The organism is Streptomyces sp. NPDC126499 (genome assembly GCF_040302485.1).
Classification (GTDB): domain Bacteria; phylum Actinomycetota; class Actinomycetes; order Streptomycetales; family Streptomycetaceae; genus Streptomyces.
Map to the genome: position 1 here is coordinate 348,691 of NZ_JBEOUO010000001.1, position 14,011 is coordinate 362,701.

Here is a 14,011-nt window from a genome sequence, read left to right on the forward strand (position 1 = left end):
CGACTCCCTCAGCTCCCTCTGCTTCCTCAGAGGCCCGCGGCCGTCTTCAGGGCCTCGACGCGGTCGGTGCGCTCCCAGGTGAAGTCGGGGAGCTCGCGGCCGAAGTGCCCGTAGGCGGCGGTGGCCGCGTAGATGGGGCGCTTCAGGTCGAGGTCACGGATGATCGCGGCCGGCCGCAGGTCGAAGACCTGGGACACCGCTTCCTGGATCTTCTCGTCCGGCAGGGCGCCCGTGCCGAAGGTCTCGACGAAGAGGCCGACCGGCTCGGCCTTGCCGATGGCGTACGCGACCTGCACCTCGCAGCGCCGGGCGAGCCCGGCCGCGACGACGTTCTTCGCGACCCAGCGCATGGCGTACGCGGCCGAGCGGTCCACCTTGGAGGGGTCCTTGCCGGAGAACGCACCGCCGCCGTGCCGGGCCATGCCGCCGTACGTGTCGATGATGATCTTCCGGCCGGTGAGGCCGGCGTCGCCCATGGGGCCGCCGACCTCGAAGCGGCCGGTCGGGTTGACCAGGAGCCGGTAGCCGTCGGACTCCAGGGTCACGCCCTCCTCGACGAGCTCCTTGAGGACGTGCTCGACGACGTACTCGCGGATGTCGGGCGTCAGCAGGCCCTCGACGGAGATGTCGGCGGCGTGCTGGCTGGAGACGACCACCGTGTCGAGCCGGACCGGCCTGTCGCCGTCGTACTCGATGGTGACCTGCGTCTTTCCGTCCGGGCGCAGGTACGGCACGGTGCCGTTCTTGCGGACCTCGGTGAGCCGGCGCGACAGCCGGTGGGCCAGCGCGATCGGCAGCGGCATCAGCTCGGCGGTGTCGTCACACGCGTAGCCGAACATCAGGCCCTGGTCGCCGGCGCCCTGCGCGGCCAGCTCGTCGCCGGCGCCCTCGACCCGGGACTCGTAGGCGGTGTCGACGCCCTGCGCGATGTCCGGCGACTGGGCGCCGATGGACACCGACACACCGCAGGAGGCGCCGTCGAAGCCCTTCGCGGAGGAGTCGTAGCCGATGTCGAGAACGGCGTCGCGCACCAGCTGGGCTATCGGCGCGTACGCGTTGGTGGTGACCTCGCCGGCGATGTGGACCTGGCCGGTGGTGATCAGCGTCTCGACCGCCACCCGGGAGTGCGGGTCCTGGCTGAGGAGCGCGTCCAGGATGGTGTCGCTGATCCGGTCGGCGATCTTGTCGGGATGGCCCTCGGTCACGGACTCCGAGGTGAACAGGCGGCGGCTCATGCCTGGACCTCCGCCGGGGCCTTGAAGAAGTGCTGCTCGATGGCGCCGAGGGTCCGGATGGAGTCGACCTCCAGGGTCTCCATCTGGATGGCGGTGCCGCTCTCCTGCTCCAGCAGGAAGACGAACTCGACGAAGGACAGCGAGTCGATGAGCCGGTTCTCGATCAGGTCGAGGTCGGGCGCGATGTCGTCACGCTCGGGGTGCCGCTCGAGGATCCAGTTCTTCACCGTCTGCAGGCCGTCGGCCATGATTGCTCTCCTTTTCGCTACTGCTCGATGGGGGTGCTGGATACGGGTGGGGCGGTGGATACGGGTGGGGTGGGGGCGATGATCGGCGCGGCGACCGCGACCGCGTAGTCCACGTCGTGGCTGATGGACACGGTGATCTCGGAGATGCCGGACTCCTGGGCCATCTCGGCCGCCGGTCCGCGCAGCTCGACCAGCGGCCAGCCGCCCTCGGAGCGCCGTACGACGATGTCGGGCCAGGGCAGGAACCTGCCGCGGACGCGTAACGTCTTGAAGGCCGCCTCCTTGGCCGCGATCCGGCCGCACAGGCTCATGACGTCGAGCCCGTCGGCGGTGCGGCAGTCGGCGAGTTCGCCGGGGGTGAGCATCCGCTCGAAGAACTTCTCCCCGTACTGGGCGAGAAGCCTGCGGACACGGTTGACGGACACGATGTCCATGCCGAGGTTCGCCCAGCCCAGGCCGCCCGCCGGCGGGGCGACGGGACGGGCCGGCACGTCAGATCACCGGCCCGGCCGCGCCGCTCGCTCCGGCCCGCAGGCGGGCGTTCGCGTCGAGGACCGCCTGGGTGGCGGCTTCCCACCCGCCGTGCCGGCGGGTGAGCGCCGACAGCCACCGCTCCAGGCCGAAGGCGACACAGCTGGTGAAGGCGGGGCCGCCGGTGGACGCGAGGGTGATGTCGCAGCGGTCGCCGAAGAAGTTCCGGTGCGTGTTGACCGAGGCGATCGCCAGGTCCTCGTACAGGAACTCGTGCTTCACCGGGGTGAGCCGCTGGAGCAGGGCCTTCGAGCCGCCCTTGTCGAAGAACGGGTCACAGGCGGCCTCCTTGCGCAGCGGCAGGTCGAGGGCCTCGGCGAAGGCGTGGATGCGGGCGGTGAAGGCCGCCAGGTGGTTCTCGGCGTGCTCGCGTCCGCCGATCGCGACGATCTCCCGCATGCGGAAGCCGAGCTGGCGCCGCATGCCCTCGTAGTGGGTCTCCTTGCGGAAGCACCAGGAGCAGATCGTGACGAGGGTGTCGTCGGCGACCTGGGTGCCCTGGTGGGTGAGGTAGACGGCGTAGCAGGACGCCGAGGGCAGTCCGAGCGCGGCGGGTTCGAGCGCGGCGGTCGGAAAGCGGCCGGTGTCGGTGTCGAAGGGCGTGGTCGCGCGGCGCTCCAAGTCGAGCGGGGCGGCGACGACGGCCTGGTGGGGGAAGTTGTCGTAGTAGTCGAGCTTGGCCAGGTCGGCGGCCGGGAGCAGCGGGGGCATGGTCATCGGGCGGGCGCCCGCGGCCACTCCCCAGCCCTCGAAGGTGTCGTCGAGGAGCCGCAGCAGGCGGGTCGCCTCCGGGCCGAGCGCGGGCAGGCCCCTGGCGCCGCCGCCGGTGGCGGCCTCGGGTTCCCCGACGCTCGCGGGGGTCGTCACGGTCATGGTCGGTGCACCTCTCGGTGGGAGGTTCCTGGGGACTCAGACGACGGGCAGCGTGTCGTCGGAGAAGATCCCGGTCTTCAGGAAGAAGGACAGCGGCTTGCGGATCGCCTTGCGCTCGTGCGGGCGGCGGCGCTCGTCCGCGACGAGGCTGTTGCGCAGCGCGAGCGGGTCGGGGATGCCGGCGTCGCGGTACACGTGGGGGTTGTAGAGCGAGTTGATGCTGTAGACGACGTACCGCTTGAGGTACGCCTCGACCTCACGGACCCGCTCGGCGCTGACCGCCTGGCACATGCGCTGGTACAGCAGGGAGACCAGCTCGCGCCCGAAGGCGATGTGGCGGGACTCGTCCTGGTGGTGGATGCGGTTGACCTCGCGGATGGTGTGGCACAGGGCGTCGTCCTTGGCCATCCGGGAGTTGTAGTGGTCGACCAGCTCCTCGAAGAACAGGATGCGGGTGAAGACCAGGAAGTTCTCGACCTCGGGCTCCCAGGCGGCGTCGGCGCGCATGGCGGTGGAGCCGTAGATCTTGTTGCCGTAGCGCCGGCAGAACTCCGAGAAGAACCACATGTGTTCGTTCTCCTCGCCGATGAAGTGGTGGAAGAAGTCCGAGGGGACCTCGAAGCCCGGCATGTGGATGCGGCCGACGACCTCGATCAGGAGCTCGCGGATGCCGTGCACGTTGAGGCTGTAGAAGTTGATGGACTCCCACTTCGACAGGCGCTGAAGCGTTTCCTCGCCGAGGGTGTCGTAGTGCTCGGTGCCGTAGACGGTGAGCAGCTCCGGGGTCATCCAGAAACGGTTCTCCTCCAGCGTCTCGGGCCACTGGAAGGTCTGGTACGGGTTGTAGTAGTCCTCGACGGAACGCTCGCTGAGCCGCTCCAGGACTTCCATGAACCGGTCGGTGACCGGCAGCGGGGCGGTGACGCCCATAACGTTGGCTCCTTCTTCTTTGTGGCTCGGTTCACCTCCGGGGCGCTTGAGCCGAGCTCACAGCACCGACCGTGCTCGACCCCTCGTTCCTCGGGGCCTGCGCGCGCTCGGCACCGTTCCCTCGGCGCGCCCCTTCGGCTCACTCGCCCTCAGGGTGGCCGGACAGGCCAGGCGGGCGTGTCAGGGCCGGACTTCGTAGACCGCGTTGACCGGGGTCTCGGTAGCGCGGCGCCAGCGGGTGAAGCCGGCCTCCTCGGCGATGGCGCGGAAGGCCTTCTCGCCGGAGTGGTTGCCGAGCGCGTGCGGGCCGCGCTGGGCGACGGCGACGGGCAGGCACATCACGGCGGACAGGGCCATGAACATGCGGGCGGCCGGGGTCTGGGTGTCGATGTCGGCCGGCGAGACGTTCGACTCGACGAGCATCCAGGTGCCGTCCGCGTCCAGCGACTTGTGGACGTGCTGGGCGGCGGCGACCGGGTCACCCATGTCGTGCAGGGCGTTGAAGAAGCAGACCAGGTCGTAGCCGGAGCCCGGGTAGTCGTCGGCGGAGGCGACGTCGAAGACGACCCGGTCGGACAGACCGGCCTCCTCGGCGAGCTGCCGGGCGAGGGAGATGGCCTCCTCGGAGTAGTCGAAGCCGTACACCGTCGCCTTCGGGAACGCCTTGGCGATCAGCAGCGTGGTGTGCCCGACGCCGCAGCCGACGTCGGCGACGGTGCCGCCGGCGGCCAGCTTGTCGGTGACCTCGTGCAGGGCGGGCAGCCAGTCGGGGACGAGCTTGTGCTCGTACGTCGGCTGGAAGAAGGAGCCCATGCCGGTGTCGAGGGCCGGGTCGTGCTCGGCCCAGCCGACGCCGTCGCCCGTCCGGTACGCCTCGACGAGCAGGTCCTCGGTGGCGTACAGCGCCTTCAGGGCCGTGAAGAAACCGGCGGCGAAGGTGACCGCGGTCGGGTCGGCGAGCACCTCGACGTGGTCGGCGGGCAGGGTGTACGTCAGCGAGCTCGGGTGCCGCTCCACGTACCCCGCGGAGAGCTGGGCGTGCAGCCACTCCTCGATGTACCGCTCGTTGGTGCCGGTCTTCGCGGCGAGCTCGGCGGCGGTGAGCGGGCCGTGCTCGGCGAGGGCCTTGTAGAGGCCGAGGCGCTCGCCGAGGGCGACGGTCAGGCCGCGGACGGCCGCGCCGGCGTCGGTGATGACCTTCTGGTGGAAGTCGTGGGCGCTCATGCGGCCTTCTCCTCCTGGTTGCCGTGGTAGCCGTTCGTGGTCGGGAGCTCGCACGTGAACAGGAAGGAGCGGGGCACGCGCGGGACGGAGCGCGCCGGGACCGGGTAGGGCCAGCGGCCGAAGTCGGCGCCGGGCTCACCGGGCTGCCTGACCTCGCGCACGGTCCAGCCGCACGCGTCGAGCAGCGCCTCGGGCTCCTCGGTGCCGAAGAGCCACGGGTTGCCGTCCTCCTTCAGCGCGTTCAGGAAGGTCCGGGCGAGCGGGTTCTCCAGGGCGGCCTTGGAGATGACGTCGCCGAGCAGCACGGAGCCGGGCGCCGCGTGCGCGGACAGCGTCGAGATGAGGGTCCGTACGGCCTCCTCCGGCAGGAAGAACAGCAGGCCCTCGACCACCCACAGGACGGGCTCGTCGCTCTTCCACCCCGCCTCCTTCAGGGGGCCGGTCCAGTCCTGGGTGAGGTCGACCGGCACGGTGATCCGGGTGCGGCCGGCCGGCTGCGGCTCGTTCGCCAGCATCTCGGCCTTCGCCTCCAGGAGGGCCGGGCGGTCGAGCTCGTAGACGGTGACGCCGTCGGGCCAGGGCAGCCGGAAGAACCGGGTGTCCATGCCGGCGGCGAGGAAGACGACCTGGCGGATGCCGCGCTCCTCCACCGCCTTGACGATGGCGCGGTCCAGGTAGGTGGTGCGGATGGCGAGGAACGGCACGGTGCCGCCGCCGGCGTAGCGCTCGAGCAGCTCGAAGCCGATCTGGTCGGCGACGGTGCGCGCGTAGGGATCGGCGAACAGCCGGTCCTCGCGCTCGGTCTCCAGGGCGCGCGCGGCGGCGGTCCACTGGGCGGTGCGGGATACGGCCTCCACAGGAGGTCCCCCTTCACTGGTGGTTGCGAGAGATTCGGACGGCCGTGCTCAGCGGCACTGGCGACGGGCGGTCGTCAGGCGCTCATGACCGGTTCGGCAGCGCTCTTCGCGGGGCGCGAGCAGCACCCGGCCGGATCCGCGGCCGCGGGCATCGACGACAGATGGCCGGCCTCGGCTCCGGCGGGACGGCGCCGGAAGATGCTGTGCAGGATCATGCTGAACACGGCCGTCCCGTCGGCGGCCACCAGCGTGCAGCGCGGCTTGACGGTGCCGCTGGTGGGGTTGAACGGAGACGGGGTGGCGCCAAGGATCTCCACCCGCGCCCGCAGGACGTCACCGGGGCGTACGGGCCGCAGGTAGCGGACCTCGTCGATGCCGGGCGAGCCCATGCAGGCGCTGTAGGCGAGCAGTCCGTCGACGTAGCGGCGCATGAACATCGCCTGGGTGTGGAAGCCGCTGGCGATCAGCCCGCCGAACTGCGAGTCCTTGGCGAGCTCGGGGTCCGTGTGGAAGGGCTGCGGGTCGAAGCGCTTTCCGAAGTCCAGCACCTCCTCCGTCGTGACGGTGACGGTGCCCAGCTCGTGGACGTCGCCGGGCCGGAAGTCCTCGAAGTAGCGCATCTCGCGCCCCCCTTGACCTAGGAGTGGTCGTTCCCTGGCATCACCCAATCTACGAATCAGTCATTTATTTTGTCAACCCAAAAGAAGGCTTCAGGCGCTTCGAGCGGGGGCTGTTCCTCACCCGAACGGGCCTCAGGCCAGGGCCTGTTCGATGTCGCTCCACAGGTCCTCGACCGCCTCGATCCCGACCGACATCCGCACGAGCCCCGGCGCGATCCCGGCGGCGGCCAGCGCGCCGGCGTCCAGTTCGCGGTGCGAGGTCGACGCCGGGTGGGTCACCAGGGACTCGACGCCGCCGAGCGACAGCGCGAGCCGGGCGACCCGTACGCGCTCGATGAAGGCCCTCCCCGCCTCCCGGCCGCCCGCAAGCTCGAAGGAGAGCAGGCCCCCGCCGCCCGCGAGCACCTTGCGGGCCATGCCGTACGAGGGGTGGCCGGGAAGCATCGGGTAGTGCACGGCCGTGACGTCGGGGCGCGCGGTGAGGCGTTCGGCGAGCACGGCGGCGTTCAGGCAGTGCTCGCGCATCCGCAGCGGCAGGGTGGGGATGCCGCGCAGGGTCAGCCAGGCGGCGAACGGGTCGGCGCAGGCGCCCAGTTCGACGGTGCGCGGCCAGACGGCCCGGCGCAGGTCGTCGTCGGCGAAGACGGCGGCCCCGCCGAGGACGTCGGAGTGGCCGGAGAGGTACTTGGTGGTGGAGTGGACGACGACGTCCGCGCCGAGCTCGATCGGCCGGCACAGCACGGGCGAGGCGAGCGAGTTGTCGACCAGGCTCGTCACCCCGATCCTGCGGGCGGCGGCGAGCAGTCCGGGCAGGTCGGGCACCTGCCCGGTGGGGTTGGCGACGGTCTCCAGGACCAGGAGCCGGGTGGCGGGATGCTGGGCCGCCGCCTCGAACTCGGCCGGGTCGTCGCCGGAGACGTAGGTGACCTGGATGCCGTAGCGGGCGGCGAGGTCGGACAGGACGGCGTAGGTCCCGCCGTACAGGCAGCGCTGGGCCACCACCCGGTCGCCGGGCTTGAGGAGCGCGAGCAGCACCCCGCTGATGGCGCCCATTCCTGAGGCGAAGGCGATGGCCCCGGCGCCGCCCTCCAGGCCGGCGAGGGTCCGCTCCAGGGCGCGGACGGTCGGGTTGCCGCGGCGGCTGTAGACGTACCGCCCGTCGGGCCCGGCCATCGCCTCGGCGAGCTCGTCGGCGGAGTCGAAGGCGAAGGCGGACGACTGCACGAGGGGCACGGACAGCGGCCGGCTGCCGGGGACGGGGGGCTCGTGGGAGACGTGGACGGCGCGGGTGTTCAGGTCCATGGAGGTTTCCTCTCCGAGCGGAAGTAATGGCGGGCGGCGGAAGAACCGCCGCATGAAAGGAGGCGTACGAAAAGGGGGCCGTACGCAGTGGGGGCCGTACGAGAAGGCGTACGGGAAGAGTCCGTACGCGAAGGCGGCCGTACGAGAAGGGGGCCGCCCGATGGCCGGTGAACGGACATCGGGCGGCCCCTGGGAACCGGGGTGACGGGGCCGGTCAGACGGTGACCTTGTCGCCCTGCTGCTCGGCGGCGGGGGCGGGGGCCCCGGCGGCGAGCGCCTTGTCGCTCTTCATGAGCAGGAGGGTGATCACACCGCCGACGGCGGCGATGATCGCGGCGCCGATGAAGGCGGAAGAGAAGCCCTCGGTGAGCTTCGGCAGGTTGCCGAGCTCGGCGGCACCCTGCGACATGGCGACCGCGGTGAGGGCGGCGAGGCCGAGCGCGGAGCCGACGTTGTACGTGGTGTTGACGATGCCGGAGGCCAGGCCGGCCTGCTCCTGCGGGGCACCGGACATCGCGGCGATCATGGCCGGGATGTAGGCGAGGGACATGCCGAGCGCGGCGACGAGCGAGGCCGGCAGGACGTCGACGACGAAGGAGCCGGTGGGCTCGACGGCGGCCAGCCAGACCAGACCGGCGGCGAGGACGAGCAGACCGACGCCGATGAGCGGCTTGGCGCCGACCTTCGCCATGAGCTTGGCGGTGATGGCCGTCATGAAGATCATCAGCAGGCCGGTCATGGGCAGCAGGGCGGCACCGGAGGCGAAGGCGCCGTAGCCGAGGACCTGCTGGAGGTAGAGGTTGAGGAAGTACCACATCGGGATCCAGGCGGCGCCGAGCAGCGTCATGGCCAGGTTGGCGGAGCCGAGGCGCGGGACCCGCCAGACGCTGAGCGGCATGAGGGGCTCGCGGACGGCCTTCTGGATCACGAAGAAGAGGATGATGAGGGCGGCGGCACCGGCCAGCTCCAGGACGGTGGCGGTGGAGCCCCAGCCGACCTCGGGGGCGCGGACGACCGCGAAGACACCGAGGGCGAGACCGGCGGTGACGGCGACGGCGCCGAGGACGTCGACGGAGCCGCGGCGGGACTCGACGTTCGGGAGGAGCTTGGTCGCGGCGAGGGTCGCGATGCCGATCGGGACGTAGATGATGAAGCACCACTGCCAGGCGGCCCACTCGGTGAAGACGCCGCCGAGGAACACGCCCGCGGTGCCGCCGGCCGGGGCCGCGGCGCCGTAGAGCGCCATCGCCTTGCCGAGCTCCTTCGGGTCGTGCATGAAGAGCATCATCAGCAGGGTCATGGCGGAGGGCGCGATGAGCGCACCGCCGACGCCCTGGACGGCGCGGCCGGCGATCTCGACCCAGGCGGTCTGCGCGGCCGCGGCGAGGATCGATCCGGCGATCATGATCGCCCAGCCGGAGACGAAGATCTTGCGGGCTCCGATGAGGTCGGAGAGGCGGCCGCCGAGGAGCAGCAGACCGCCGAAGACGATCACGTAGGCGTTGAAGACCCACTGGAGCTCGCCCTGGGAGAAGCCGAGCTCCTTCTGCATCTCGGGGAGCGCGACTCCGATGATGGAGGTGTCCATGATGACCATGAACTGCGCGGCGGCGAGCACGACAAGTGCCCACCAGCGCCGGGGATTGACGGTTGACATTGCCCTGACCCTTCGCTCGCGGTGACATACCCCTGGGGGGTACCTGCGTGGAGCACCGTAGCATACCCTTGGGGGGTATGTAAGAGTGAGATGAGGGCGCGCGGGAGGCGCGGAGGAAGCAGTGCTTCCGGCCCGCGCGCCGGGCCCGGGCCGGGCAGAATGCCCCTCATGACCGCCGAGCCGAGCACCGTCCGCGACCAGGAACTCCTGACCCGCTGGACCGCCACCCTCCTCGCGGCCCGCGCGGGCCGCGAGGGGCCGGATCCCCTGCCGTACGGCCGCGAGCTCCTGGCCCGCTGGTCGGAGCCGCAGCGCCGCTACCACACGGTCGACCACCTGCGGGCGGTCCTCGACCGCATCGACGAACTGACCGACCAGGGCGGCGAGGGCGGGGAGCTGGAACTGGTCCGGCTGGCCGCGTGGTTCCACGACGCGGTCTACCGGCCGGACCGCTCCGAGAACGAGGAACGCTCGGCCACCCTGGCCGAACGGGCCCTCACCGAGGCCGGCCTCACCCCGCGCGAGGTCACGGAGGTCGCCCGCCTGGTCCGCCTCACCATCACCCACGACCCGGCCCCGGGCGACCTCAACGGCGAGACCCTGTGCGACGCGGACCTGGCGATCCTGGCGAGCGACCCGGGTACCTACGAGGGGTATACGAAGGCGGTCCGCGAGGAGTACGCCTTCGTCCCGGACGACGCGTTCCGCGAGGGCCGGGCGGCCGTCCTCCGCCACCTCCTCGCACTGCCGAGGCTGTTCCGCACTCCGTACGGCGCGGCGGCGTGGGAGGAGAAGGCGCGGGGGAACGTGGAACGGGAGCTGGAGGGGCTGGCGGGATAGGGGGTACTCGGGGCGGGGGTCTGGGCCCTGTCGGGGTGACCGTTTCCGGTGAGCTTCTGGCTCGGCCGCCCTCTCTCCGAGTGTGGCCCCCTGCACCGGCCCCTCAAGGGCGCTCCCTTCGGTCGCGTCGCTGCGCGATGGCCTTCGGCCACCCTTGACCGGCCGGTTCCGGGGTCCTTTTCCCACTCGGAGGGCGGCCGGGGGGCGTGGCCACGCGGGGAGGCGGGATATCCGCTGGGCGCCGTAGGCGCCTGCGGCTGGGTGGGTGGGGGGCTTAGTTCATGGCCGGACTGGGGAATCCAGGCGCCCGCCGTGGGGGTGCGCGGGCGTGGAATGGGGTGCCCAATCCAGGTTCAGCGGCCGGCCGCCGCCGTTCGGCCGGGATTCAAGCCCCGCTGGTCACTCCCGGTGGGTGGGAGGGGCCGGTCGCGGTGCAAACTGCGTCCTCGCGGGCGGGAGTCCGCCTCTGAAGTCACACCAGACACACCCGTCACAGATCGGCCCGCGAGGACGGACTTAGCACCACCGGGACCGCAGACACCCACCCGAGATCACCCCCTGTGTCACAACAGTGCACTCACGTCACCCGACAGCCGGACATCGGCGGCTCCGCCCCACCGGGCGGTGCAAACCCCGCCGCCGAGACAGTCGAAGTGCCTCCGCTGTCACAGGAGTTCACTGCCGTCACACGGCAGCCCGCGAGGGACCACTTTGACCCACCGGGCCACACCGCTGAGCCCCTTCCACCCACCCACAGTGATCAGCGGGGCCTGAATCCCAGCGCAACGACGGCCGCTGGCCGCCGAACCAGGATTGGGCACCCCACTCAACAACCGCGCACCCCCCACCCGCCCCGCCGCAGGCGCCTACGGCGCCCAGCGGATATCCGGGCCCGCCCGCGTGGCCACGCCCCCCGGCCGCCCTCCGAGTGTGAAAAGGCCCCCGCAGCCACCGAGTCAAGGGTGGCCGAAGGCCATCGCGCAGCGACGCGACCGAAGGGAGCGCCCTTGACGCGGTGGCGAAGGGGGCCACACTCGGAGAGAGGGCGGCCGAACCCCACACCCACCAGAAACCCCCACCCCGACAGACCCCAGACCCGCACCCCACCACCCCGCACGCCCCAGGCGCCCGAGCCGAGGGCGCCCGGGCCCCGCCCAACGGCATCCGCGTGGTCGCCGAGTGCTCGCCGGATGATCATCTCGTATCCCGAGATGTTCGCTCCCGGAGGAATGACAGGGGTCACGGGCTGGTTGCCCATGTCATGCCGACGATCAACGCCGAAGCCGCGCCGCCCTCCCCCACCCGTATGCCCCTGGCCGTCTACATCCTCGGCCTGTCCGTCTTCGCGCTCGGCACGAGCGAGTTCATGCTGTCCGGGCTGCTGCCGCCCATCGCCGAGGACATGGGCGTCTCCATCCCCCGCGCGGGCCTGCTCATCTCGGCCTTCGCCATCGGCATGGTGATCGGCGCCCCGCTGCTCGCCGTCGCCACCCTCCGGCTGCCCCGCAAGACCACCCTCATCGCGCTGATCACCGTCTTCGGCCTCGGCCAGGTCGCCGGCGCGCTCGCGCCGAACTACGCCGTGCTCTTCGCCTCGCGCGTGGTGAGCGCCCTGGCCTGCGCCGGGTTCTGGGCCGTCGGCGCGGCCGTCGCCATCGCCATGGTGCCGGTCGGCTCCCGGGCGCGCGCCATGGCCGTCATGATCGGCGGCCTGTCCATCGCCAACGTGCTCGGCGTCCCCGCCGGCGCCTTCCTCGGCGAGCACCTCGGCTGGCGCTCCGCCTTCTGGGCCGTCGGCGTCGCCTCCGCGATCGCCCTCGTCGGCGTGATCACCCGCATCCCGCACATCCCGCTGCCGGAGACCCGGCCCCGCCTCAAGAACGAGCTGGTCATCTACCGCGACCGGCAGGTGCTGCTCTCCGTCCTGATCACCGCCCTCGCCGCCGGCGGCGTCTTCTGCGCCTTCTCCTACCTGGCCCCGCTGCTCACCGACGTCTCCGGCCTCGACGACGGCTGGGTGTCCGGCGTCCTCGCCCTCTTCGGCATCGGCGCCCTCATCGGTACGTACATCGGCGGCCGCGTCGCCGACGCCCACCTCTTCGGTGTCCTCCTCAGCGGCATCACCGCCTCCACCGTCTTCCTCGTGGCGCTCGCCCTGCTGGCCTCCAGCCCCGTCGCCACGATCGCGCTGGCCTTCCTCCTCGGCGTCTCGGCCTTCTACACCGCCCCCGCCCTCAACGCCCGCATGTTCAACGTCGCCGGCGCCGCCCCCACCCTCGCCGGCGCCACCACCACCGCCGCCTTCAACCTCGGCAACACCGGCGGCCCCTGGCTCGGCGGCACCGTCATCGACGCCGACTTCGGCTACGCCTCCCCCGCCTGGGCCGGTGCGGCCATGACCCTGCTCGCCCTCGGCACGGTCGCGGTCTCCCTGCGGTTGACCAGGTCGCGCTCGCGGATCGTGACCAGGTCCTCCGCCACGCAGCCGGAAGAGTCCCGCGTATCGTCTCGCTGACCCTCCGAGTGGAGGGGTACACGTCAACGAGAGAGCAGGGCCCGTGCAGCACCCCGTGCGCTTCCGAACCCTCCGTGCCGCCGCCGTGGCGGCCGGAGCATTCCTCCTCACCCTCGCGGGCGCGGTGACGACCGCCGCGCCCGCCCACGCCGCCTCCGGCGACTTCACGTACGAGGTGACCCGCAACGCCGACACGTACCTCGACGTGCCCGGCACCGCCATCACCTTCGACGCGGCGGCCGGGGAACGCTCGTACCTGTGGTCCCGCTTCTTCTCCACCGAGCCGGTCGACACCCTCTCGGCCGGGGACAACATCGGCAACACCTTCGCCGTCCGCTGCCGCAACGCCGACGGCACGGCCCTGCCCGCCGGCACCGAGGCCGGGGTGTACTGGGCCGCCAACCTGGTGCCCACGATCGAGAGCAGTCTGACCTCCGCCCTGCGCTGGGTGTTCGTCGCGCCCGCGGCCGGCAGCTACACCTGCCGGCTGTCGATCGTCTCGTACTCCTCCATCATCGTGAACGGCCGCACCGTCACCATGCGCGTCCCGGCCGGTGCCGAACTCGCTCGGCAGACCGAACCCGTCTACACCGACCTCTCCCGCTGGACCCTGCTCGCGGGCAGCGGCACGACGGTCGCCCGCGCCACCACCGCCACCACCCTCGGCTACACGGTCACTCCGACCGCCGGCAACCGGCTCTCCCTCTACCAGGACGCGGCCCTCTCGACCTGCGCCGCCGGCTCCTCGATCTGCTCCGGCGGCACCACCGCGTACGACGGCACCGTCGTCGAGACCTGGGTCGAGGCCCAGCCCCGCAACGCCGACGGCTCCCTGTGCGGCGGGCCGATCGCGGGCCCCGTCTCGCGCTGGAACATCACCAACGCCAAGCACCACCAGACCGCGGCGAACACCCTCACCCTGACCACCGCCCAGCTCGGCGGCTGCACCCAGGTCCGTACGACGCTGAAGGTGCGCAACGTCAGCGGCAACCCGGTCAAGATCCACGACGGCTACGCGTCGGGCACGATCGCGGCCACCCACGGCTCGGCGATCACCTACACCGTCTGACGGTCGGTCACCGCGTCCGGGAGGGAGGGCGGACGGTGTGCACGCGCCGACTCGCTCCCTACCGCTCGTGACGCGGCAGGTTCTCCCCCTGCGCCGGCCGGCCACCCGAC

The 14,011-nt window shown here is 71.6% G+C and carries 13 protein-coding genes; 3 read left to right on the top strand and 10 right to left on the bottom strand.

The annotated features are described in order from the left end of the window. Positions 1-26 precede the first annotated feature (26 nt). From metK to ABTZ91_RS01755, 10 genes are all read right to left on the bottom strand, one after another. Entirely contained in the window at positions 27-1,235 is a 1,209-nt protein-coding gene (metK, locus tag ABTZ91_RS01710) for a methionine adenosyltransferase (protein ID WP_352075084.1), read from the bottom strand. Then, complete coding sequence (locus ABTZ91_RS01715) at positions 1,232-1,483, bottom strand: acyl carrier protein (RefSeq protein ID WP_345486570.1); 252 nt, start codon at positions 1,481-1,483, stop codon at positions 1,232-1,234. Before ABTZ91_RS01715 ends, metK begins: the two co-directional genes overlap by 4 nt. Before the next feature lie 17 nt (positions 1,484-1,500). Then, positions 1,501-1,974, bottom strand: coding sequence for a holo-ACP synthase (acpS, locus tag ABTZ91_RS01720; RefSeq protein WP_352075085.1), 474 nt, complete (start codon positions 1,972-1,974; stop codon positions 1,501-1,503). Between the two features lies 1 nt (position 1,975). Further along, positions 1,976-2,887, bottom strand: a complete 912-nt coding sequence (locus ABTZ91_RS01725; RefSeq protein WP_352075086.1) for a hypothetical protein — start codon at positions 2,885-2,887, stop codon at positions 1,976-1,978. A gap of 36 nt (positions 2,888-2,923) precedes the next feature. Further along, the gene (locus ABTZ91_RS01730) at positions 2,924-3,817 is read right to left on the bottom strand and encodes a diiron oxygenase (protein WP_352075087.1); all 894 of its coding nucleotides are present in this window, start codon (positions 3,815-3,817) and stop codon (positions 2,924-2,926) included. Positions 3,818-3,997: 180 nt separating this feature from the next. After that, positions 3,998-5,041 (bottom strand): class I SAM-dependent methyltransferase, encoded by a 1,044-nt coding sequence (locus ABTZ91_RS01735; RefSeq protein ID WP_352075088.1) that lies wholly within the window; start codon positions 5,039-5,041, stop codon positions 3,998-4,000. Beyond that, entirely contained in the window at positions 5,038-5,898 is an 861-nt protein-coding gene (locus ABTZ91_RS01740; protein WP_352075089.1) for an SAM-dependent methyltransferase, read from the bottom strand. The genes ABTZ91_RS01735 and ABTZ91_RS01740 overlap by 4 nt, the downstream gene beginning before the upstream one ends. 74 nt (positions 5,899-5,972) lie before the next feature. Beyond that, positions 5,973-6,518 (bottom strand): MaoC family dehydratase, encoded by a 546-nt coding sequence (locus ABTZ91_RS01745; protein ID WP_352075090.1) that lies wholly within the window; start codon positions 6,516-6,518, stop codon positions 5,973-5,975. Positions 6,519-6,650: 132 nt separating this feature from the next. Next, positions 6,651-7,820 (bottom strand): aminotransferase class I/II-fold pyridoxal phosphate-dependent enzyme, encoded by a 1,170-nt coding sequence (locus tag ABTZ91_RS01750; RefSeq protein WP_352075091.1) that lies wholly within the window; start codon positions 7,818-7,820, stop codon positions 6,651-6,653. A 214-nt stretch (positions 7,821-8,034) separates the two neighbouring features. Further along, positions 8,035-9,477 (bottom strand): MFS transporter, encoded by a 1,443-nt coding sequence (locus tag ABTZ91_RS01755; protein ID WP_352075092.1) that lies wholly within the window; start codon positions 9,475-9,477, stop codon positions 8,035-8,037. A 168-nt stretch (positions 9,478-9,645) separates the two neighbouring features. Here ABTZ91_RS01755 and ABTZ91_RS01760 point away from each other — a divergent pair, with 168 nt between their 5' ends. The 3 genes from ABTZ91_RS01760 (at position 9,646) to ABTZ91_RS01770 (ending at position 13,901) form a co-directional block, all read left to right on the top strand. After that, positions 9,646-10,317: a hypothetical protein gene (locus ABTZ91_RS01760; RefSeq protein ID WP_352075093.1), complete on the top strand. Its 672-nt coding sequence runs from the start codon at positions 9,646-9,648 to the stop codon at positions 10,315-10,317. Positions 10,318-11,623: 1,306 nt separating this feature from the next. Continuing rightward, positions 11,624-12,832 (top strand): Cmx/CmrA family chloramphenicol efflux MFS transporter, encoded by a 1,209-nt coding sequence (locus tag ABTZ91_RS01765; protein ID WP_352075285.1) that lies wholly within the window; start codon positions 11,624-11,626, stop codon positions 12,830-12,832. A gap of 43 nt (positions 12,833-12,875) precedes the next feature. After that, on the top strand, positions 12,876-13,901 hold the full coding sequence (locus tag ABTZ91_RS01770; protein WP_352075094.1) for a hypothetical protein: 1,026 nt from the start codon (positions 12,876-12,878) through the stop codon (positions 13,899-13,901). The last annotated feature ends 110 nt before the right edge of the window (positions 13,902-14,011 follow it).